This window comes from Pseudomonas sp. SZ57 (assembly GCF_009495975.1).
Lineage (GTDB): Bacteria > Pseudomonadota > Gammaproteobacteria > Pseudomonadales > Pseudomonadaceae > Aquipseudomonas > Aquipseudomonas syringae.
In genome coordinates this window covers 146187-167549 of sequence record NZ_WIBD01000021.1, presented here as the reverse complement: position 1 = coordinate 167549, position 21363 = coordinate 146187, and the positions used below count along the sequence as shown (strand labels likewise).

Annotated in this window: 19 protein-coding genes and 1 pseudogene; 4 read left to right on the top strand and 16 right to left on the bottom strand. The window is 57.1% G+C overall.

The window, feature by feature from the left end; all coding sequences use genetic code 11:
- Positions 1-260: 260 nt before the first annotated feature.
- The 7 genes from GE543_RS19400 to GE543_RS19370 form a co-directional block, all read right to left on the bottom strand.
- Positions 261-1142, bottom strand: coding sequence for an ABC transporter permease subunit (locus GE543_RS19400; protein ID WP_003394422.1), 882 nt, complete (start codon positions 1140-1142; stop codon positions 261-263).
- Positions 1139-2059, bottom strand: a complete 921-nt coding sequence (locus GE543_RS19395; protein ID WP_024650325.1) for an ABC transporter permease subunit — start codon at positions 2057-2059, stop codon at positions 1139-1141. The genes GE543_RS19400 and GE543_RS19395 overlap by 4 nt, the downstream gene beginning before the upstream one ends.
- Positions 2056-3198 (bottom strand): polyamine ABC transporter ATP-binding protein, encoded by a 1143-nt coding sequence (potA, locus tag GE543_RS19390; protein ID WP_003420200.1) that lies wholly within the window; start codon positions 3196-3198, stop codon positions 2056-2058. Before potA ends, GE543_RS19395 begins: the two co-directional genes overlap by 4 nt.
- Positions 3199-3253: 55 nt before the next feature.
- A complete protein-coding gene (locus GE543_RS19385) occupies positions 3254-4348 on the bottom strand; it encodes a polyamine ABC transporter substrate-binding protein (RefSeq protein ID WP_122233431.1) in 1095 nt (364 codons plus the stop codon).
- Positions 4349-4519: 171 nt separating this feature from the next.
- The gene (locus GE543_RS19380; RefSeq protein ID WP_046235952.1) at positions 4520-5617 is read right to left on the bottom strand and encodes a polyamine ABC transporter substrate-binding protein; all 1098 of its coding nucleotides are present in this window, start codon (positions 5615-5617) and stop codon (positions 4520-4522) included.
- 142 nt (positions 5618-5759) lie between these two features.
- The gene (locus GE543_RS19375) at positions 5760-7124 is read right to left on the bottom strand and encodes an aspartate aminotransferase family protein (protein WP_003413526.1); all 1365 of its coding nucleotides are present in this window, start codon (positions 7122-7124) and stop codon (positions 5760-5762) included.
- Positions 7125-7192: 68 nt separating this feature from the next.
- Positions 7193-8551: a glutamine synthetase family protein gene (locus GE543_RS19370; protein ID WP_002555767.1), complete on the bottom strand. Its 1359-nt coding sequence runs from the start codon at positions 8549-8551 to the stop codon at positions 7193-7195.
- Between the two features lie 594 nt (positions 8552-9145).
- Between GE543_RS19370 and GE543_RS19365 the strand changes: the two genes are divergently transcribed.
- Positions 9146-10522, top strand: coding sequence for a glutamine synthetase family protein (locus GE543_RS19365; RefSeq protein WP_003413528.1), 1377 nt, complete (start codon positions 9146-9148; stop codon positions 10520-10522).
- Positions 10523-10804: 282 nt separating this feature from the next.
- Positions 10805-11449, top strand: a complete 645-nt coding sequence (locus tag GE543_RS19355) for a TetR/AcrR family transcriptional regulator (RefSeq protein ID WP_024642508.1) — start codon at positions 10805-10807, stop codon at positions 11447-11449.
- A gap of 33 nt (positions 11450-11482) precedes the next feature.
- On the opposite strand, the gene GE543_RS19350 is transcribed toward GE543_RS19355, so the two are convergent.
- Complete coding sequence (locus GE543_RS19350; protein WP_153222160.1) at positions 11483-12565, bottom strand: RHS repeat-associated core domain-containing protein; 1083 nt, start codon at positions 12563-12565, stop codon at positions 11483-11485.
- A 109-nt stretch (positions 12566-12674) separates the two neighbouring features.
- On the opposite strand from GE543_RS19350, the pseudogene GE543_RS19345 reads away from it, so the two are divergent.
- Positions 12675-12890: pseudogene (locus GE543_RS19345) on the top strand (TetR family transcriptional regulator); the annotation flags it as partial.
- Here the strand turns inward: GE543_RS19345 and GE543_RS27505 are convergent.
- The 8 genes from GE543_RS27505 to GE543_RS19300 all read right to left on the bottom strand — a co-directional run bounded on the left by GE543_RS27505 (position 12880) and on the right by GE543_RS19300 (position 20872).
- Positions 12880-13917 (bottom strand): RHS repeat-associated core domain-containing protein, encoded by a 1038-nt coding sequence (locus GE543_RS27505; protein ID WP_256664782.1) that lies wholly within the window; start codon positions 13915-13917, stop codon positions 12880-12882. The pseudogene GE543_RS19345 and the gene GE543_RS27505 sit on opposite strands and share 11 nt — an antisense overlap.
- Positions 13918-14050: 133 nt before the next feature.
- Entirely contained in the window at positions 14051-14266 is a 216-nt protein-coding gene (locus GE543_RS19335) for a molybdopterin-binding protein (RefSeq protein ID WP_002555770.1), read from the bottom strand.
- A 26-nt stretch (positions 14267-14292) separates the two neighbouring features.
- The gene (ssuB, locus tag GE543_RS19330) at positions 14293-15105 is read right to left on the bottom strand and encodes an aliphatic sulfonates ABC transporter ATP-binding protein (RefSeq protein ID WP_054092642.1); all 813 of its coding nucleotides are present in this window, start codon (positions 15103-15105) and stop codon (positions 14293-14295) included.
- The gene (ssuC, locus tag GE543_RS19325; protein ID WP_004407339.1) at positions 15102-15899 is read right to left on the bottom strand and encodes an aliphatic sulfonate ABC transporter permease SsuC; all 798 of its coding nucleotides are present in this window, start codon (positions 15897-15899) and stop codon (positions 15102-15104) included. Before ssuC ends, ssuB begins: the two co-directional genes overlap by 4 nt.
- A 28-nt stretch (positions 15900-15927) precedes the next feature.
- Positions 15928-16893 (bottom strand): sulfonate ABC transporter substrate-binding protein, encoded by a 966-nt coding sequence (locus GE543_RS19320; RefSeq protein ID WP_103689957.1) that lies wholly within the window; start codon positions 16891-16893, stop codon positions 15928-15930.
- A 350-nt stretch (positions 16894-17243) separates the two neighbouring features.
- Positions 17244-17882, bottom strand: coding sequence for a peroxiredoxin (locus tag GE543_RS19310; RefSeq protein ID WP_003318285.1), 639 nt, complete (start codon positions 17880-17882; stop codon positions 17244-17246).
- A 169-nt stretch (positions 17883-18051) separates the two neighbouring features.
- Positions 18052-19410: an OprD family porin gene (locus tag GE543_RS19305; protein WP_003342199.1), complete on the bottom strand. Its 1359-nt coding sequence runs from the start codon at positions 19408-19410 to the stop codon at positions 18052-18054.
- Positions 19411-20431: 1021 nt separating this feature from the next.
- On the bottom strand, positions 20432-20872 hold the full coding sequence (locus tag GE543_RS19300) for a hypothetical protein (protein WP_153222158.1): 441 nt from the start codon (positions 20870-20872) through the stop codon (positions 20432-20434).
- Here GE543_RS19300 and trmL point away from each other — a divergent pair.
- On the top strand, positions 20871-21326 hold the full coding sequence (trmL, locus tag GE543_RS19295; RefSeq protein ID WP_002551469.1) for a tRNA (uridine(34)/cytosine(34)/5-carboxymethylaminomethyluridine(34)-2'-O)-methyltransferase TrmL: 456 nt from the start codon (positions 20871-20873) through the stop codon (positions 21324-21326). The genes GE543_RS19300 and trmL overlap by 2 nt on opposite strands.
- Positions 21327-21363: the final 37 nt, after the last annotated feature.

Here is a 21363-nt window from a genome sequence, read left to right as displayed (position 1 = left end):
TCACGTGCGGTACATCAGGCACAACCGAGGTCGCTGGTTTGGCTGCCGGTCCCCGGCAGTTCGCGAGCAAGCTCGCTCCCACGCCCTGCGGGCAGAATCAAGAGCGGACTTGCGACCAACATCTTCGCGAACAAGTTCGCCTACGCCCTGCGGGCAGAATCAAGAGCGGACTTGCGACCAACATCTTCGCGAACAAGTTCGCTCCCACGCCCGGAGGGCAGAATCAGGAGCTGACTTGTGTATCGCGCACGATCAGGTCTTCACGCCGCCGGTGCACGCCTCGGATCAGGCTGCTTCCAGGCGTCTGCCGCGCTTTCCTCGATAGCTTGCTGGATCGCGCGCTTGCGGTTGTTTTCGGCGCGGCGGGTGAAGAACCAGACCAGGAAGGTCGCCAGCGACACGGCCAGCAAGATCAGGCTCGCCACGGCATTGATTTCAGGCTTCACACCCAGACGCACGGCAGAGAACACTTCCATCGGCAAGGTCGTCGAACCGGGTCCGGAGACGAAGCTGGCGAGTACCAGATCGTCCAGCGACAGCGCGAAGGACATCATGCCCCCGGCTGCCAGCGATGGCGCGATCATCGGGATGGTGATCAGCAAGAACACCTTCCACGGACGGGCGCCCAGGTCCATTGCGGCTTCTTCGATCGACAGGTCCAGCTCACGCAGGCGCGCCGACACCACCACCGCCACGTAGGCCGCACAGAACGTTGTGTGCGCGATCCAGATGGTCATGATGCCGCGTTCCTGCGGCCAGCCGATCAACTGCGCCATGGCCACGAACAACAGCAACAGCGACAGACCGGTGATCACTTCCGGCATTACCAGAGGAGCTGTGACAAGCCCGCCAAAGAACGTGCGGCCTTTGAAGCGGCTGATGCGGGTCAGCACAAACGCGGCCATGGTCCCCAACGCCACCGCAGCAATGGCGGTGTAGCAGGCGATTTCCAATGAGCGCATCACCGAGCCCATCAGTTGCGAGTTGTCCAGCAGGCCGACGTACCACTTCACCGACCAGCCGCCCCAGACCGTCACCAGTTGTGAGGCGTTGAACGAGTAGATGACCAGAATCACCATCGGCGCATAGATGAACAGCAAACCCAGCACCAGCATCAGGTTCGAGAATCGAAAGCGGTTCATGCCTTGCCCTCCAGTTCTTTGGCCTGACTGCGGTTGAACAGGATAATGGGCACGATCAACACCAGCAGCATGATGACCGCCAGCGCCGAAGCCACCGGCCAGTCACGGTTGTTGAAGAATTCCTGCCACAGCACGCGGCCGATCATCAGGGTTTCCGGGCCGCCGAGCAGCTCGGGAATCACGAACTCGCCCACCACCGGAATGAATACCAGCATGCAGCCGGCGATCACGCCGTTCTTGGACAGCGGCACGGTGATTTTCCAGAAGCTGTTGAAGGTGCTCGAGCCCAGATCGGAGGCGGCTTCCAGCAGGCTGGTGTCGTGCTTCACAAGGTTGGCGTACAGCGGCAGGATCATGAACGGCAGGTAGGAATAGACCACGCCGATGTACACCGCCAGGTTGGTATTGAGGATCTGCAGCGGCGCGTCGATCAGCCCCAGCCACATCAGGAACGCATTGAGCAGCCCGTTGTTGCTGAGGATACCCATCCAGGCGTAGACGCGGATCAGGATTGCCGTCCAGGTCGGCATCATGATCAGCAGCAACAGCACGGTTTGCAGGTCCTTGCGCGCGCTGGCGATGGCATAGGCCATCGGATAGCCGATCAGCAGGCACAGCAAGGTGCTGATGAAGGCCATCTTCAGCGAGCCCAGATAGGCCGAAACGTACAAATCATCGCCGCTGAGCAAGGTGTAGTTGGCGAAGTTGAGGACCATCTGCAGCTTTTCGTCGGCGTAGCTGAAGATTTCGGTGTACGGCGGGATCGCGACGTCGGCCTCGGCGAAGCTGATCTTGAGCACGATCAGAAACGGCAGAGCAAAGAACAGGAATAGCCAGAGGAACGGCACGCCGATGACCATCTGCCGCCCGTTGGGCTTTATGCGCTCGAACGCGCGCTTGATCTTCCGCATTTTCATGAGCGCAGTACCACGCCGCTGTCGTCTTCCCACCAGACGTAGACTTCATCGCCCCAGGTAGGCCGTGCGCCCTGACGCTCCGCGTTGGCGACGAACGACTGCACCAGCTTGCCGCCCGGCAGCTCGACATAGAACACCGAATGACCGCCCAGATAGGCGATGTCGTGGACCTTACCGCGCGACCAGTTGTATTCGAAGCCGGGCTGCTCGGTGGTGATCAGCAGTTTCTCCGGACGCAGTGCGTAGGTGATGTGCTTGTCTTCCACCGACGTACTGACGCCGTGGCCGACATAGATATTGCGCTCCAGCTCGGGGCTGCGGATCAGCGCATGGGCTTCCATGTCTTCGATCACGTCACCCTCGAACAGGTTGACGCTGCCAATGAATTCGCAGACCAGACGGCTGGTCGGAGTCTCGTAAATGTCGATCGGGCTGCCGATCTGCGCGATCCAGCCCAGGTGCATGATCGCGATGCGCTCGGCCATGGTCATGGCCTCTTCCTGATCGTGAGTCACCATCACGCAGGTCACGCCGACGCGCTCGATGATCTCCACCAGTTCCAGCTGCATCTGCGAACGCAGTTTCTTGTCCAGCGCGCCCATCGGCTCATCGAGCAGCAACAGCTTGGGCTTTTTCGCCAGCGAACGGGCCAGGGCCACACGCTGACGCTGACCGCCGGAGAGCTGATGCGGCTTGCGCTTGGCGTACTGGGTCATCTGCACCAGCTTGAGCATCTCTGCCACGCGGGCTTCGATTTCCGACTTGCCCAGCTTGTCCTGCTTCAGGCCGAAGGCGATGTTGTCCGCCACGGTCATGTGCGGGAACAGCGCATAGGACTGGAACATCATGTTGATCGGGCGTTCGTACGGCGGCATGTCGGTGATGTCGACACCGTCGAGGTAGATGCGCCCTTCGGTCGGCCGTTCGAACCCGGCCAGCATACGCAGCAGTGTCGATTTGCCGGAGCCAGAGCCGCCAAGCAGGGCGAAGATCTCGCCCTTGTTGATCTGCAGGGACACATCGTCCACCGCGATCGTCTCGTCGAACTTTTTCGTGACCCGATCAATCTTGACCAGCACCTCTTTGGGTTGCTGACCGCCTTCGATGGCTTTCTTGTAGGCGCCGGAGGCAACTGCCATGGGTGAAACTCCCAACAGGTAGGCAACCCGGCCCATATGGCCGGGTGCTGGATTTTTATTTGCCCGACTTGACCTTGGTCCAGCTGCGGGTCATCAGACGTTGCACCTTGGGTGGCAACTCGCTGTTCACGAACAGGCGGTCCAGCACTTCCTGAGGCGGATAAACCGCTTCATCGGTACGGATGCTCTGGTCCATGAACTCGCCGGAGGCGGGATTGGGGTTGGCGTAACCGACTTCATCGCTGACCTTGGCGATCACCTTGGGGTCGAGCATGTAGTTGATGAAGGCACTGGCCGCCTTGATGTTCTTCGAGTCCGCCGGGATCGCCAGCATGTCGAACCACAGGTTACCGCCCTCTTTCGGAATGCTGTACGCGAGCTTCACGCCCTTGCCCGCTTCTTCTGCACGAGCCTTGGCCTGGAACACATCGCCCGAGAAACCTGCGGCAACGCAGATGTCGCCATTGGCCAGGTCGGTGATGTATTTGGACGAGTGGAAATAGGTCACGTAAGGACGAATCGCCAGCAGCTTGGCTTCGGCCTTCTTGTAATCGGCTTCCTTGGTGCTGTTGGGGTCCAGCCCCATGTAGTTGAGCACCGCTGGCAGCATTTCATCGGCAGAGTCGAGAAACGCTACGCCACAGCTGGAGAGCTTCTTGATGTTCTCCGGCTCGAACAGCACGGCCCAGGAGTCGATCTTGTCGACGCCCAGTGCCGCCTTGACCTTCTCGACGTTGTAACCGATGCCGTTGGTACCCCACAGGTACGGCACGGCGTACTGGTTACCCGGATCGTTCTTCTCCAGGCGCTTGAGCAGCGCCGGGTCAAGATTCTTGTAGTTGGGCAGCAGCGACTTGTCGAGTTTCTGGAACGCACCGGCCTTGATCTGCTTGCCGAGGAAGTGATTGGACGGCACCACCACGTCATAGCCTGTGCGTCCGGCCAGCAGCTTGGCTTCCAGGGTTTCGTTGGAGTCGAACACGTCGTACATCGGCTTGATGCCGGTAGTGGCTTCGAAGTCGGCCAGGGTGGTCTTGCCGATGTAATCGGACCAGTTATAAATATGCACGGTGGACTCAGCCTGGGCACTGAGGGTCAGTGTCAGGCCGGCAGCCGCCAGCAAGGCTTTGGAAAGAATAGAAATAGACAAAGAATGAGTCCTTTTAACAGAGGGGCCTGAGCGCCGGAGGGCGTCCGGAAAACCAAACCGGCGCGCAACTTACCGTCTATGAGCCCAACCAGCAAAGGTTTAGGCAATATTCCTGTCTGCTGGCTGCTGCGCGGCCGAAGCTACGCAGCATCCACAGGTTTGATGACAGGCTTATTTACCTGACTTTATCTTGGTCCAGCTGCGGGTCAGCATTCGCTGCGTAGCTGCAGGCAGGTCAGCGATTGCATACAGTTTGGCCTGTACGTCGGCAGGTGGATAAACGCCAGGGTCACTGGTGATTTCTTTGTCGACCAGCGCCGTAGCCGCCGCGTTACCGTTCGGGAAGCGCACGGCGTTGGTGATCTCGGCCATGATTTCCGGCTTCATCAGGAAGGTCATGAACTTGTAGGCACCCTCGACGTTCTCGGCATCCTTGGGAATGGCGACCATGTCGTAGAAGCTGCCGGCGCCTTCTTTCGGAATGTTGTAAGCAACTTTGACCTTGCCACCGGCTTCGGCAGCGCGGGACTTGGCCTGATAGATATCACCCGAGTATCCGACCGCTACACAGATGTTGCCGTTGGCCAGGTCCGAGATGTACTTGGACGAGTGGAAATAGCCAATCGACGGACGAATCTTCATGAACAGCGCTTCAGCTTCGGCGAGCTGCTTCTTGTCCTGAGAATCGGTCGGGTAGCCCAGGTAATGCAGGGCAATCGGCAGCATTTCGGTCGGCGAATCGAGGAAGCTGATGCCGCATGATTTCAGCTTGGCAGCGTTCTCCGGCTTGAACAGCAGGTCCCAGGAATTGACTGGCGCGTCAGCACCCAGAGCGGCCTTGACCTTGTCCGGGTTGATGCCGATACCGATCGAACCCCACATGTACGGGAATGCGTGCTTGTTATCCGGGTCGCTGACCGACACGGCCTTGAGCAGCGATTCGTTGAGGTTCTTCCAGTTTGGCAGCTTGGACTTGTCCAGCTCCTGATAAACGCCGGCCTTGATCTGCTTGGCCAGGAAGTTGTTGGACGGCACGACGATGTCATAGCCGGATTTGCCCGCGAGCAATTTGGCTTCAAGCGTCTCGTTGCTGTCGAAAACGTCGTAGACCACCTTGATGCCCGATTCTTTCTCGAATTTGGCAACGGTGTCCGGCGCGATGTAATCGGACCAGTTATAGACGTGCAGCACCTTGTCATCGGCCTGCGCAGCAGTGGCCACAACGCCCATCAGGGACAGCGCGAGAAGGGTCTTGCCAAATTTTTTCATGCGTAGCTCCAATGTATTTTTATCACTGACCGTCAGTTAGCGGCGTGTAGCCATTAGTCTGGCAACTTCCTGGGCAGGCTTTCAAGCCGAAGCCCCTCAAACAATGCACATTGCGCTTGAATCGACGCTTTTTTCTGCGTTTTCAGCCCTGCAACACCGCCAGTGTCAGATCCAGGCATTTGCGCGCCTTCTCTACCAGCTCATCGATTTGCGCAAAACTGATCACCAGCGGTGGCGCAATGATCATGGTATCGCCCACAGCCCGCATGATCAGGCCATTGTCGAAGCAGAAGGTTCGACAGATCATTCCCGCGCCCTTGTCGGTATAGCGCTCGCGGGTGGCCTTGTCCTTCACCAGTTCGATGGCCCCGAGCAGCCCGACACCGCGGACTTCGCCCACCAGTGGATGATCGCTCAACTCACGCAAACGCTTTTGCAAATACGGTGCCGTTTCCGACCTGACCCGTTCGACGATCTTCTCTTCGCGCAGGATACGGATGTTTTCCAGCGCGACTGCGGCCGCCACAGGGTGCCCGGAGTAGGTAAAGCCATGATTGAAATCGCCGCCCTCATTGAGCACCGCGACGATTTCATCGCGCACGATCAGGCCGCCCATCGGTACGTAACCGGAGGTCAGTCCTTTGGCGATGGTCATCATGTCCGGCTTGAGGCCATAAAAATCGCTACCGAACCACTCACTGGTACGCCCGAAGCCACAAATCACCTCATCGGCGGCGAACAGGATGTCGTAGCGGGAAAGGATTTCCTTGATCTTCGGCCAGTAGGAATCGGGTGGGACGATCACACCGCCTGCGCCCTGGATCGGCTCGGCAATGAACGCACCGACGTTCTCGACGCCCAGCTCGAGAATTTTCTTTTCCAGTTGCTCGGCAGCCCAGATGCCGAATTCGTCCGGCGTCATCTCGCCGCCCTCGCCGAACCAGTAGGGCTGGGGAATGTGCACCACCCCTGGAATCGGCAGGTCGCCTTGCTCGTGCATGTACGTCATGCCACCCAGACTGGCACCGGCAACGGTGGAGCCGTGGTAGCCATTGACGCGGCTGATGATGGTTTTCTTGTTCGGCTGGCCTTTCAGCGCCCAGTAGTGACGAACCATGCGCAGCATCGTGTCATTGCCTTCAGAGCCTGAGCCGGTGAAGAACACATGGTTCATGCCCTGCGGTGCGATCTCGGAAATGGCCTTGGCCAGTTCCAGCACCGGCGGGTGAGCGGTCTGGAAAAACAGGTTGTAGTACGGCAACTCACGCATCTGTTTGCTGGCTGCGTCGGCCAGTTCTTCGCGGCCATAACCGATGGCCACGCACCACAGGCCGGACATGCCATCGAGGATCTTGTTGCCCTCGCTGTCCCACAGATAAACGCCCTCGGCACGGGTGATGATGCGCGGGCCTTTCTCTTTTAGTTGTTTGTAGTCGCTGAACGGTGCCAGGTGATGCTCGCTGCTCAGGGCCTGCCATTCGAGGGTTTGCGGGTTGTTGGCACTCATGCAGCACTTCCTTTGATCAGGTCAGTTGGCAGAGCGCCGCGCCTCAACCGCGGCGGCGCTCTGCGTGATCAGACGGCGAAAAGCAGGAATTCCCGCTCCCACGAACTGATCACGCGCTTGAAGTTTTCATGCTCGGCGCGCTTGACCGCGACGTAACCGATGATGAATTTCTTGCCCAGGTATTTTTCGATGGTCTTGCTGTTTTCCATGCGCTCCAGCGCGTCTTCGATGGTCAACGGCAGACGCAGATTGCGCCGCTCGTAACCGCGTCCGACCACCGGTGCGCTCGGGTTGATGCCTTCGACCATGCCGATGAACCCGCACAGCAGACTGGCGGCGATGGCCAGATAAGGGTTGGCATCGGCACCCGGCAAACGGTTTTCCACACGACGGTTCTGCGGTACGGCGTCCGGCACACGCAAGCCGACGGTGCGATTTTCTTCGCCCCACTCGACGTTCACTGGCGCCGAGGTGTCAGGCAGAAAGCGCCGGAACGAGTTGACGTTGGGCGCGAACAGCGGCAACAGCTCGGGGATGAACTTCTGCAGGCCACCGACGTGGTTCAGAAACAGCTCGCTCATGGTCCCGTCTTCGTTGGAGAAGATATTCTTGCCGGTCTCGATGTCGATGATGCTCTGGTGCAGGTGCATGGCACTGCCTGGCTCGCCGGTCATCGGCTTGGCCATGAAGGTCGCCGCGACATCGTGCTTGAGGGCGGCTTCGCGCATGGTGCGTTTGAACACCAGAATCTGGTCGGCCAGCGACAGCGCATCACCGTGACGGAAGTTGATTTCCATCTGCGCCGTGCCGTCTTCGTGGATCAGCGTGTCCAGGTCGAGGTTCTGCAGTTCGCACCAGTCATAGACGTCTTCGAACAGCGGATCGAACTCGTTGGCCGCTTCGATCGAGAACGACTGACGGCCGGTTTCCGGACGCCCGGAGCGGCCGATCGGCGGCTGTAGCGGGTAGTCAGGGTCGTCGCTGCGCTTGGTCAGGTAAAACTCCATCTCCGGCGCCACGATGGGCTGCCAGCCCTGATCGGCGTAGAGCTTGAGGACCTTCTTCAGCACGTTGCGCGGCGACAGCTCGATGGGGTTGCCTTGCTTGTCGTAGGTGTCATGGATCACCTGCGCAGTGGGCTCGACCGCCCAGGGCACCAGATACACCGCGTTCTGGTCAGGGCGGCAGATCATGTCGATATCTGCCGGGTCCAGCAGCTCGTAGTAGATATCGTCCTCTACGTAGTCACCGGTCACCGTCTGCAACAGCACGCTTTCAGGCAGACGCATCCCTTTTTCAGCGATGAACTTGTTGGTCGGCGAGATCTTGCCGCGCGTGATCCCGGTGAGGTCGGACATCATGCATTCGACTTCGGTAATCTTGTGTTCTTTCAACCAATCGGTGAGCTGGTCGAGGTTGGTACTCATAAATACCTCAGGGTTTTATTGTCCTGATCGTGATCAGGCGTTCCAGACGCATCGGCGTCATGATGTACAACTCGTTTCGGCAGACGCCGAATAGGGGTAAGGTGACAGCTGCGGGACCGGATTTCCAGACGGCCGCGGTCACACTGACGAAGCCGCTATAGTGGTAATGTCCGGCGTTGAGAGTAGAGCAGACTGGCTTCGATGGCCGTTCAGGGATGTCGCAATGTGTGGCAACCCACCACGAGCACCGATATCGCAGGCATGATGAGCGCTGTACGGACTTGATAGTCGCGTGTCGACCAGGGAAAGGTGAAGCATTGGACCCCCGCTATTGTTGCTCTACTGGGTTGCGATCGAGCTTAGCCTCGTTCATTTTTTTATACAACAACCCGTTAAAAATAGAAGACAGGCCGCTCTAGCTCGCATTTAACAACGGTCAGAAACGGAATAAAACGCCCTAAATAGCAGCAAAAAAGCCCATATGGCGCAGTTTTAGGGCAAAAAAAGGCTCTATTGACTTCATCATGGCTTTCGGATTGACTGAGATCCGCAATCATTGATGATTGATATTTTTAACAACAAAGGTGTTGCATCATGTCGGTACCCCCGCGTGCCGTTCAGCTTAACGAAGCGAACGCGTTCCTTAAGGAACATCCTGAGGTTCTGTACGTTGACCTTCTGATTGCAGATATGAATGGTGTGGTGCGTGGCAAACGCATCGAACGCACCAGCCTCCATAAGGTTTACGAGAAGGGCATCAACCTGCCTGCCTCTTTATTTGCTCTGGATATCAATGGCTCCACGGTGGAAAGCACCGGCCTGGGCCTGGACATCGGTGATGCTGACCGAATCTGTTATCCCATCCCCGACACCCTGTGCAACGAGCCATGGCAAAAGCGCCCTACCGCGCAATTGCTGATGACCATGCACGAACTCGAAGGCGATCCGTTTTTCGCCGACCCGCGTGAAGTATTGCGTCAGGTCGTCGCCAAATTCGACGAAATGGGCCTGACCATCTGCGCCGCGTTCGAGCTGGAGTTCTACCTGATCGATCAGGAGAACGTGAACGGTCGCCCACAACCGCCCCGCTCGCCGATCTCCGGCAAACGCCCGCATTCGACACAGGTCTACCTGATCGACGACCTCGACGAATATGTCGATTGCCTTCAGGACATCCTCGAAGGCGCGAAGGAACAAGGCATTCCTGCTGACGCCATCGTCAAGGAAAGCGCCCCGGCCCAGTTCGAAGTCAACCTGCATCACGTCGCCGACGCGATCAAGGCGTGCGATTACGCCGTATTGCTCAAGCGCCTGATCAAGAACATCGCCTACGATCACGAGATGGACACGACCTTCATGGCCAAGCCCTATCCGGGTCAGGCAGGTAATGGTCTGCACGTTCACATCTCGATCCTGGATCGCGATGGCAAGAACATCTTCACCAGCGAGGATCCCGAGCAGAACGCCGCATTGCGTCACGCAATCGGCGGTGTGCTCGAGACCCTGCCGGCACAAATGGCCTTCCTGTGCCCGAACGTCAACTCGTATCGCCGGTTCGGTGCGCAGTTCTATGTGCCCAACTCGCCGACCTGGGGTCTGGATAACCGCACGGTCGCCGTTCGCGTACCGACCGGCACCGCCGATGCGGTACGTATCGAACACCGCGTTGCCGGTGCCGATGCCAACCCGTATCTGGTCATGGCTTCGGTCCTGGCGGGCGTGCACCATGGCCTGGTCAACAAGGTCGAGCCTGGCGCCCCGGTAGAAGGCAACTCCTACGAGCAGCATGAACAAAGCCTGCCGAACAACCTGCGTGATGCACTGCGCGAGCTGGACGACAACCCGGTGATGGCCAAGTACATCGACCCGAAATACATCGACATTTTCGTGGCCTGTAAAGAGAGCGAGCTGGAAGAGTTCGAACACTCCATCTCCGACCTCGAGTACAACTGGTATCTGCATACGGTCTGATTGAGGCCGAGTAACACAAAACGCCGCAGGCTTTGAGCCTTGCGGCGTTTTTGTTTGGTGTGCAGCCCCCGGACACCTATCGTTTCTCACGCTCCGGTGGACTGCAGTTCATGAAGCTCCGCGTCACACCTATGTACCGCACCGCCAGTTCAAGATCGGACGCAGAGCGTCCAGAACTGCGCTACCACGCGGAGCGTGGGAGCGATAATCGTTTGGCAACGACAGCGATTCATCCCGTTGTAATCCCTTACAATGCCCGCAGCCCAACCAAGAGCCACGCCCATGACACGCGCCGCCACGCCTCGCAAACCTCAAGCACGCAGCCAGGCCAGAATCGATTCGATTCTCGACGCCGCGCGCACGCTGCTTGCCGAACAAGGAGTGGCCAGCCTGTCGATCTACAGCGTTGCCGAGCGCGCCGGCATTCCGCCCTCGTCGGTGTACCACTTCTTCGCCAGCGTCCCCGCGCTGCTTGAAGCACTGACCGCCGACATCCACGCCGCCTTTCGCGCGTCGCTGCAGGCCCCCATCGATCACGACCAGCTCACCACCTGGCGCGACCTGTCACGCATCGTCGAGCTGCGCATGCTGGCCATCTACAATGCCGACGCCGCCGCCCGCCAATTGATCCTCGCCCAGCACGGCCTGACCGAAATCAACCAGGCCGACCGCCAGCACGACATTGAACTGGGTCACTTGATGCTTGAAGTGTTTGACCGCCACTTCCAGCTGCCCGCACTGCCGGACGATGTCGACGTGTTTGCGCTGGCCATGGAACTGGGGGATCGGGTGTATGCGCGGTCAGTGCAGTTACATGACGAGATTACACCGCGCATGGCTGAGGAAGGGATGCGGGTGTTTGATGCTTATTTGGGGTTGTATTTGCCGGTGTTTTTGGTGAAGAGAAAAATATCACCACTGCAGTGACCGCGATTGTAGAGACTGAGTGCAATACTGTTACTAACGATGATTACGTATAGCCGAGGGAGTAGCCTTATTGCGCCGCCTGGACAGACCTGCCAAATAAACTTCATAGTTATACATATCTCTCTCCTGGATATTCTCGTAAAACTGCAATGGCCCAGCCGCTATAGACTTCTCAGCGCTTACAGCCCGTTTGGCATTATGAAAATAGATAAACTTTTCGACGTCCACCTGTCTTTTATAGTGCAAATGCAAAAGGGTTTTGGCCTTATAAAAATCCGCGGGCACAGCCGTGTCAATTGGATGATGAAACTCCTTAGTCTTTCTCACCCTATACTCCCAAGTCATGCATGGAAAGGCCAACGACGGCCTACCTTTATCAGAAACTTGCAGAGCGGAGGTCATAGATGGCGGAGGGATGTTCGTCGATGCCAGGGGTGATGCTGGCAAAGGCCTGTCCTCCATTGAACGATGCGCTTTTGAGTGTTTGCCACGCGCGCTCAAAAAACCGCGAGGAATTTTTTTTCTCTCTCCTCCTGATTTCAAGTATGCTTTTTTTAGTGCCCGTCTAAGTAGCCCGTTATATGGCGCATGCCCCGATGGATCTCTAAACCCCACCGGGTCTCCTTCACAATACCCATACGCATTCAACCCGCCCTCATCAAACGGACTCAAACTGTCGGGACTGTTGAACCGCATCAACACCGGGTTATAAGCCCGATACCCATTCCCCAGCAGATAATGCCCGGTCACCGGATCACACCGCTCGCCATTAAAACCCAGCAGGCTGGTCAACCCGCTTTCAGCCGGGTGATGACCATAGGCGCTGTACGCCAAAGGCTCAATTCCAGACTTATCCACAAGCCGCAGGACAGAACGTTGCTGATCCGTCGCAAGCAGTGTCGTATCCACTACGCCATCGGCATACCGCAGCTGAGCCAATATCAGGTCTTCATGCTGAAAAACCGTACGCTGCAGCGCGCCCTCAATCTCGGTTGCCAAACGGTTCTTTTGATAGAAGCGCTGAACATCAGCCTGCCCCAAAGGCGAGCTCGAAGCCAGACGGTCCAGCGGGTCGTAGCGATACGTGCACAGCACTATCGGGTTGGGGGAGGTCATGGCAGTTGTTTCACATAGAACCAGTCTTCAGCATCCGGCAAAACCGATACGTCGCCTACCTCGCATAACTGCTAGGTAAACGCTCGGCTTCGAGCTTGAAAGCACCGTGCTTAAGGTCTTTGATCTCCACATCCAGCGCCCTGTCCTGTCGGATGATGTAGGCGTATTTGCGCTGGCGATGGAGGATCGGGTATATACGCGGTCAGTACAGTTGCATGACGAAATTACACGGCACATCGCTGAGGAATGTATGCGAGTGCTTGATGCGTATTTGGGGTTGTATTCTCCAGTGCTTTGGGTGAAATATTTTAAAGTCATGACCTGACAGATTCATTCTTACGCGCCGGATTTTGTAGATATTTCGCATAGTTTCTTTTCTCGCGCCTCACCGCAGATTTCTTATTAATAAGAGTCGATCGGTTAAAACGGTCAGACCCTTCACGTTCAAGACGCGCCACATAATCGAACTGTGCTTGACGGTATTGAATTTTCGCTTCAAAAGGCTCGGTCACCAGCTGACCCTTGCGATAAACCGGAAGACCAGGATCAATCTTAGTAATACCTGCATCGTCAAGTGATTGTTTATAATTCTTAAGCGCCGCATCGACAGTAGGATCCCTGTTAGCAAACCATTCCCGGACACCCCCTCGCCTTGTCTTAATTGGACTCGAGGCCCCTGCCGTCGTATACGTTACAACACTCGTTTGATCATTCTGAGAAACGAGCTGCTTTATTTTACTCGTGATAGGTTTGGATCTTATCCTGGCTTTTCTGAAAGACAAGAAACCAACCTTACTTATTGCTCTTATAGCAACAATTGTAATCTGCCCAGACGGGTCCACAAACCCCACCGGATCCCCCCCACAATACCCATACGCATTCAACCCACCTTCATCAAACGGACTCAAACTGTCCGGGCTGTTGAACCGCATCAACACCGGGTTATAAGCCCGATACCCATTCCCCAGCAGATAATGCCCGGTCACCGGATCACGCCGCTCGCCATTAAAACCCAGCAGGCTGGTCAACCCGCTTTCAGCCGGGTGATGACCATAGGCGCTGTACGCCACAGGCTCAATTCCAGACTTATCCACAAGCCGCAGAACAGAACGTTGCTGATCCGTCGCAAGCAGCGTCGTGTCCACTACGCCATCAACATGCCGCTGCTGAGCCAACAACAGGTCTTCATGCTGAAAGACCGTACGCTGCAGCGCGCCCTCAATCTCGGTTGCCAGGCGGTTCTTTTGATAGAAGCGCTGCACATCCGTCTGCCCAACCGGCGAGCTGGAAGCCAGCCGGTCCAATGGGTCGTAGCGGTACGTGCACAGCACTATCGGGTCGGGAGAGGTCATGGCAGTTTTTTCAAATGGAGCCAACCGTCAGCATCCGGCAAAACCGATACGTCGCCTACCTCGCATAACTGCTAGGTAAACAGCAAAAAACCCCGGAGGGTCAAGACCGTCCGAGGTGTTTTTTGCCCATCGTTTACAGCTTGGCGATGGAAACTTCAGTGGACTTCACGAAGGCGATGACTTCGCTGCCGACGACCAGCTCCAGCTCTTTGACCGAGCGGGTGGTGATGACCGAGGTCACGACGCCCGATGCGGTCTGTACGTCGATTTCCGACAGTACGTCGCCGTGGACGATTTCCTTGATGGTGCCTTTGAACTGGTTGCGAACGTTGATGGCTTTGATAGTCATGGCATGTCTTCCTTTGGGGATCAGGGTTAATTTGCCCAGCGCAATTGCGTAGGCAGTGGCGAAAACGGTTCCGGGTCAGGCGGCGAACCCGGCAGGGCCAGCACGCGGTTGAGCACTTCGGCCTCCAGCGCCGCAAGGCGATGCGAACCACGAACACGCGGACGTGGCAGGTCGACCAGCAGATCGAGACCGATCTGCCCTTCTTCGATCAGGATCACCCGGTCAGCAATGGCCACAGCCTCGCTGACGTCGTGGGTGACCAGCAGCACCGTGAAACCATACTGGCCCCACAGTTTTTCGATCAGTTGCTGCATTTCGATCCGGGTCAGGGCATCCAGCGCGCCCAACGGCTCATCGAGCAACAGCAGGCGCGGCTTGTGAATCAGCGCGCGAGCCAGGGCAACGCGCTGCTTCTGGCCGCCGGACAATGCGGCAGGCCATTCATTGGCGCGCTCGGCGAGGCCGACGGCCTCAAGCGCTTCAAGGGCCTGCGTCCGCCAGTCGCCGCTCAGGCCAAGGCCGACGTTGTCGATGATCTTTTTCCAGGGCAGCAAGCGCGCCTCCTGAAACATCAATCGCGTATCTTCGCGGGCATCGTCCAATGGCGCAGAGCCGGCAAGCAGCTGGCCCTGCGTTGGTTTGTCTAGGCCGGCGAGCAGGCGCAACAGGGTGCTTTTGCCGCAACCGCTGCGGCCGACGATGGCGACAAACTGACCGGCAGGAATGTGCAGGTCGATGTCCTTGAGCACTTCACGGGCGCCGAACGCTTTTTTCAGCTTGCGCACCGCTAGCGGGATGCCACGCAGCAAGTGTGGAGGTTGCTGTTTCAGACTGGTCATGCGGCACCGCCTTTGCTCGTTTGATAGGCCGGGTGCCAGCGCAGGCAGACACGTTCCAGGCCTCGCGCCGCCAGATCGGCCAGCTTGCCGAGTACGGCGTACAACACGATGGCCAGCACCACGACGTCGGTTTGCAGAAATTCCCGCGCATTCATCGCCAGGTAGCCGATGCCGGAGCTGGCGGAAATGGTTTCCGCGACGATCAGCGTCAGCCACATGAAGCCCAGTGCAAAGCGCACACCGACCAGAATCGAAGGCATGGCCCCCGGCAGGATCACATGACGAAACAGGCTGAAACCTGACAGGCCATAGCTGCGGGACATTTCTACCAGCGCCGGATCGATGTTACGGATGCCGTGGTAGGTGTTCAGGTAAATCGGGAACAGGGTGCCCAGTGCAACGAGGAATATCTTGGCGGTCTCATCGATGCCGAACCACAGGATGACCAGCGGGATCAGCGCCAGGTGCGGCACGTTGCGGATCATCTGCACCGAGCTGTCCAGCAGACGCTCACCCCATTTACTCAGGCCGGTGATGAAGCCCAGCGCCAGACCGATGCCGCCGCCAATGGCGAAACCGATCCCGGCGCGCCAGCCGCTGATCGCCAGGTGCGTCCAGATTTCGCCGCTGGCGACTAGGTTTATTCCCGCCTCGATGACTGCGCTGGGCGCGGGCAGAATGCGTGTGGATAACCAGCCAGCGCTGACTGACAACTGCCAGACTGCCAACAACAGCACTGGAAGTGCCCAGGGCGCCAGTCGGTGAACGATGCGTTGCGAAGCACTGAGGCTCATGGAGTTGTCTCCTCGAAGGGCCTGACGATCACTGTGCTTGAGCAACAGCAGCAGGAGGTGTCCAGATCACATCAGCAATGCTGAGCGGCTTTGGAATCAGCTTGAGCTGGTAGAAGGTGTCAGCGATTTTCTGCTGTGCCGCCACCACCGGCGGGGTGATGAACTGCGCGCCGTAGCCCTGACGCTTGACCGAGGTCAGGGTGATGTCGGCCGGCAGCCCCAGCAACGGCGCGACCTGTTGGGTCACTTCATCGGGGTTGGCCTTGGACCACTCGCCCACCGCACGAACCTCCTCGACCAGCGCCTGAATCACCTTGGGGTTTTTCTGCGCGTATGGCTTGGTGGCGAGATAGAACTGATGGTTGTCGACAATGCCGGTGCCGTCTTTCAAGGTCCGCGCCTGCAATTGCTTTTCAGCAGCGGCCTGGTACGGGTCCCAGATGACCCAAGCATCCACGCTGCCGCGCTCGAAAGCGGCACGCGCATCGGCCGGAGGCAGGAAGACGGTCTGGATATCGGTGTATTTCAGACCGGCATCTTCCAGCGCCTTGACCAGCAGGTAATGGACGTTCGAGCCCTTATTGAGGACGACTTTCTTGCCCTTCAGGTCTTTGACCGAGGTAATCGGCGAGTCTTTGGGGACCAGAATGGCTTCACTGGTCGGTGCTGGCGGCTCGTAGGCCACATACAGCAGGTCCGCGCCCGCGGCCTGAGCGAAGACCGGCGGCGTTTCGCCGGTGACGCCGAAGTCGATAGAACCGACGTTCAGGCCTTCAAGCAACTGAGGGCCACCAGGGAACTCGGTCCACTGGACTTTAACGCCCTGCTCGGCCAGACGCTTTTCCAGCGAGCCCTTGGCCTTGAGCAGCACCAGCGTGCCGTATTTCTGGTAACCGATGCGCAGATCTTCCGCCTGGGCCTGAGTGACCGCACCAAGAGCGACCGCAGCAGCAAACAGCGCGACAAGGCTTCGACGCAAAATGACAGTGCGCATATGCGCTCCTTTACCTATTTGGAGTGGCCCCCTGCTCGACCGCTGAGGAACGAGCAAGGTGGGAATAGGCACGACATTAACAGCCCTTTTTTATATCTATAAATCTTATTTATTCATTTAGTTATTCCATAAATGAATATAAGAGAAGTATCCATGTTTGCACGTTGGCGACCTGTGACGCAGAGCGTCACGACAGGCATTCCTACGCTGAAGCGTGAGGAACGATAATCTCAACTATCGTGCCCACGCTCTGCGTCCGCGGTTGATCCAGCGACGCAGCAAGCGGCAGGGAACAATAAAAAAGGGCCGATAAATCGGCCCGAATAACCCCACGCCTGGTAGATCGGAAATCAGCGGTTTGGCTGTGGTGTCAGGCGCAGATAAGGCGTGACTGCTTTGTAGCCCTTGGGAAAGCGCTGCTTGATCTCGGCTTCGTCCTTGATCGACGGCACGATCACTACGTCATCGCCGTCCACCCAGTTGGCGGGCGTGGCAACTTTGTAATTGTCGGTCAGTTGCAAGGAGTCGATGACCCGCAATATTTCGTGGAAGTTGCGCCCGGTGCTGGCCGGATAGGTAATGGTCAGACGTACCTTCTTGTTCGGATCGATCACGAACAGCGAGCGCACAGTCAGCGTGTCGTTGGCATTGGGATGAATCAGGTCGTACAGGTCGGAAACCTTGCGGTCGGCATCGGCCAGAATCGGGAAGTTGACCAGGGTGTTTTGCGTGGTGTTGATGTCGTCGATCCACTTGATGTGCGAATCGACCGGGTCCACCGAGAGCGCAATGGCTTTCACGCCGCGCTTGGCGAACTCGTCTTTTAATTTGGCAGTGAAGCCCAGCTCTGTGGTGCACACCGGCGTGAAGTCAGCCGGATGAGAAAACAACACACCCCAGCTGTCACCGAGCCATTCATGAAAACGTATACGCCCCTCACTGGATTCCTGTTCGAAATCAGGGGCGATGTCGCCAAGTCGCAGTGTCATGGTGTTGCTCCTTGTCTGTATCGGGTAGGCCTTGGTATAGCACTACTGTGCGCCCTGTCGAGAGAAGTTAAAAAGAATAAATAATGCGCCTTATAGACCTTTTGGAAATATCAAAAAACAGGCAAAAGAAACCCCGCACGGGGCGGGGTTCCTTCAAGCCTCAATACACTTACATGAAGTTGTAGGTGTAGTTGAAGATCAGACGGGTTTGGTCGGTGTTGGTCGAGTTGTTCAGGTCGCCATCCGCACGGTAAGTACCGTGACGCAGGGTGGTGCCGAAACCTTTCATCGGACCGCTCTGGATCACGTAGTCAACACGCATGTCGGTTTCCCACTCGGAGTATTCTTCTTTACCGGTAGTGCGATCACGAATGTCGTCTGCGTGCAGGTAAGCGATGGCTGCTTTCAGGCCTGGAACACCCACCTTGGCGAAGTCATACGAGTACTGACCGAACGTGGTGTTTTCACCCGCGCGGTTGAAGCCGTTGATCATCGAGTCAGTGAACAGGTAGAAGCTCGAACCGCCGTTGCCTTCAAGACTCGAAGTGCTGGTGCCGTTCTTGGTGACGTTGCCCTGGTTCAGGAAAACCATGCCGCCGTCATCGCCAATCTGCTGATGGCCAACCATGAACGCATGGCCGCCCAGGGCGTAGGTGAACATGGCGGACCAAGTGGAGTTATCCACTTCGCCAGCGTTCTTGGCATAACCGTTGTTGTTGTTGAAACGGTAGCCGGTTGCTGCGTCGCTGTTTTTGCCGTCGGAGCTGCTGTTGAAATAACGCAGGTCAGTCTTGAAGGACTGGTTGGCGTCGATTTGGTAAACGTGTACCAAACCGAGGAAGTGCTGCTTGTAGAAGTCTTCCAGATTTGCGTAGTAGTACTGCAGGGTCAGGTCTTTGGTGACTTTCCAGTCAGCACCGGCGAAGCGGAACTGATCGGCAGTCTCGGAAGCGCCGGCAATGGACAGGTCAGTCCAGTTGCTCGAAGCACGGCCGATGGATTTGTTCAACTGACCGGCAGTGAAGGTGACGTTGTCCAGATCCTTGGAAGTCAGGATGCCGCCCTGGAAAGCCTGAGGCAGAAGACGACCGTCGTTGCTGACCAGAATTGGCAGGTTAGGTGCCAATGCGTTACCGACTTTCAGCTCGGTTTTCGAGAAGCGTACCTTGCCGTTGGCGCCCAGACGGCTCCACTCGCTGACAGCAGAACCGTCGCTGTCGGTAGGCAGAATGCCGCCGTTCGCTGCAGGACCGTGGTTGCCACGGCCGCCATCAAGGTGAACACCGACCAATCCCTGGACGTCCAGACCAAAACCGACAGTACCCTGAGTGAAGCCCGACAGGTAGTCGAATTTCAGGCCAGTGGCCGTCTCACGGTTGTTGTGGGTAGTGCCTTCGCGGAAATCGTTGTCAAAATACAGGGTACGAGAACTGACGGACGCTTTACTGTCTTCCAGGAAACCAGCTGCGCTGGCCTGCTGAGCCAATACACCAACGGTGACGGCCAAAGCCAGGGTGGACTTCTTCATTACTACGCTCCTCGTGAATCTAATTTTTTATATCCATGGTGCCGGGCTTGGCCCTGACCCACGGATTAGCGATAGGCGACAGTCCCGATCCGAGATCAATGGATTCTGTTCGCCCTGACTTTTGACTAGACCGCTTTTGTCGATGGCAACACGTCGGTGCAATGCTTTTTATGCGCTGAAGAAACCATTGCTGGAATCTTGAGAACATCCAGTCATATGTCACAACTCGTGTCAGCAAAGACGTCACGGAGTGTATCGACCTAACTACCCATTTCCCAAAATTTATTTTGGTACCGTTCGTCAGATCTTTCATTTTCGTGCGCCCGACCGGAAAAATGCACCTTCACCGGTCTCGATCTCCGCCAGTAGAGCGCTGATGCAAAACTGGCGAAAGCCTTGTATTACGGGAACTTCGGAGAGATTAGTCAGTAAATGTGACAGTTGTCATCACTTTGATGGCGCGCCCTGTTCAAGCACAAAAAATTTTTTTCACTTTGCTTTTTGAGGCCATTTTCAAGCGATTTTCGGCCTTCAGAGCCGTCCTTCACTGTAGCTCACGTGAACAAAAAGGCAATTCTGATGTCCGGCGCCTTAACAGCCAGCCGATTGGCCAATGCGCAAACGGCTCATTTATGCATGAGACGGGGACGATCCATCATCGAGTTCGAATGAATGAGTGCATCAGTATGGGTTTCTGCACCCCCGTGGTGCGCAAATTGAGTGCGCTCCTGAAAAACGGAAAGCTGGAACATGTACTGCGTTATGAGGGATGAGCGACGCAGCACTACGGCTCCGCGCTATAGCCAAATCACCTTCGGCACACGAAGAACATGTATAAATATTTATAATTCAAAGAGTTATGCGCTGCACGAATAAAGCATGGCATCACACAGAGAGGATCCGTTTCACACGCGGACACGCTTTTTCTGAGACGATTTGAAAACTGGCACGCCCCCTGCAATAGGTATTACATCACCAGTTTTGGGGACCTTGGTACAGGCAGGCCGGGGATTCCCCTCTTTTATTCCTTCCGGAGACTGACCTCCAGTCTCCAGCGCCCGTCCACCTTCTCAGTGCGCCAGTCGCCATGAAGTGGACGGGCTGCCAGGAGCGTCAGCACCAACCCCTTCTCTCCTCGTTCCACCTTCCAGCGCGCAACCCGATTGTCGAACCTCAGTTGGCCCGTCCACGGCTGTCCTGAAGCATCGACGTTGAGTACCACTGCACCATCGACTGTCGCACCCCGATACTTCGGTTCTTCGTTGAACCAGAGCGCCAGACCGGCAGGCAATTCTTCGATCTGTTCCAGCTCGACCGGGTCAGGCTGCTGCAGGCGGCCGATAATGGTGCCCACGGTAAACCCGACAATCGCCATGGAACCAAGAACACGCGGCCATAGCTTCGGTCTCGGGTCCTCTTCAAGGGTAGAATGCATCCCGTCCTTTCGTTCGGAGCCGTGCATGTTTCACGTCATCCTTTTTCAACCAGAAATTCCGCCGAATACCGGCAATGTCATCAGGCTATGCGCCAACAGTGGCTGCACCCTGCATTTGATCGAACCCTTGGGTTTCGAGCTGGACGACAAACGCCTGCGCCGTGCCGGGCTCGATTATCACGAGTATGCCACGCTGCAGACACATGCTGACCTGGCAAGCTGTCTGGAGAAGATAGGCAACCCGAGATTGTTCGCCTTCACCACCAAAGGCTCTCGGCCTTTTCATGATGCGAGCTTTGAGCCAGGCGATGCCTTTCTGTTCGGTCCGGAAAGCCGTGGCCTGCCCGCCGATATTCTCGACTCGCTGAGCAGCGAGCATCGCCTGCGACTGCCCATGCGTGAAGGCTGCCGCAGCTTGAACCTGTCCAACACCGTGGCCGTGGCTGTCTATGAAGCATGGCGTCAGCACGGGTTTGCCTAGACCGAGCGGCCATGCACAAAAAAGCGCCCCGAAAGGC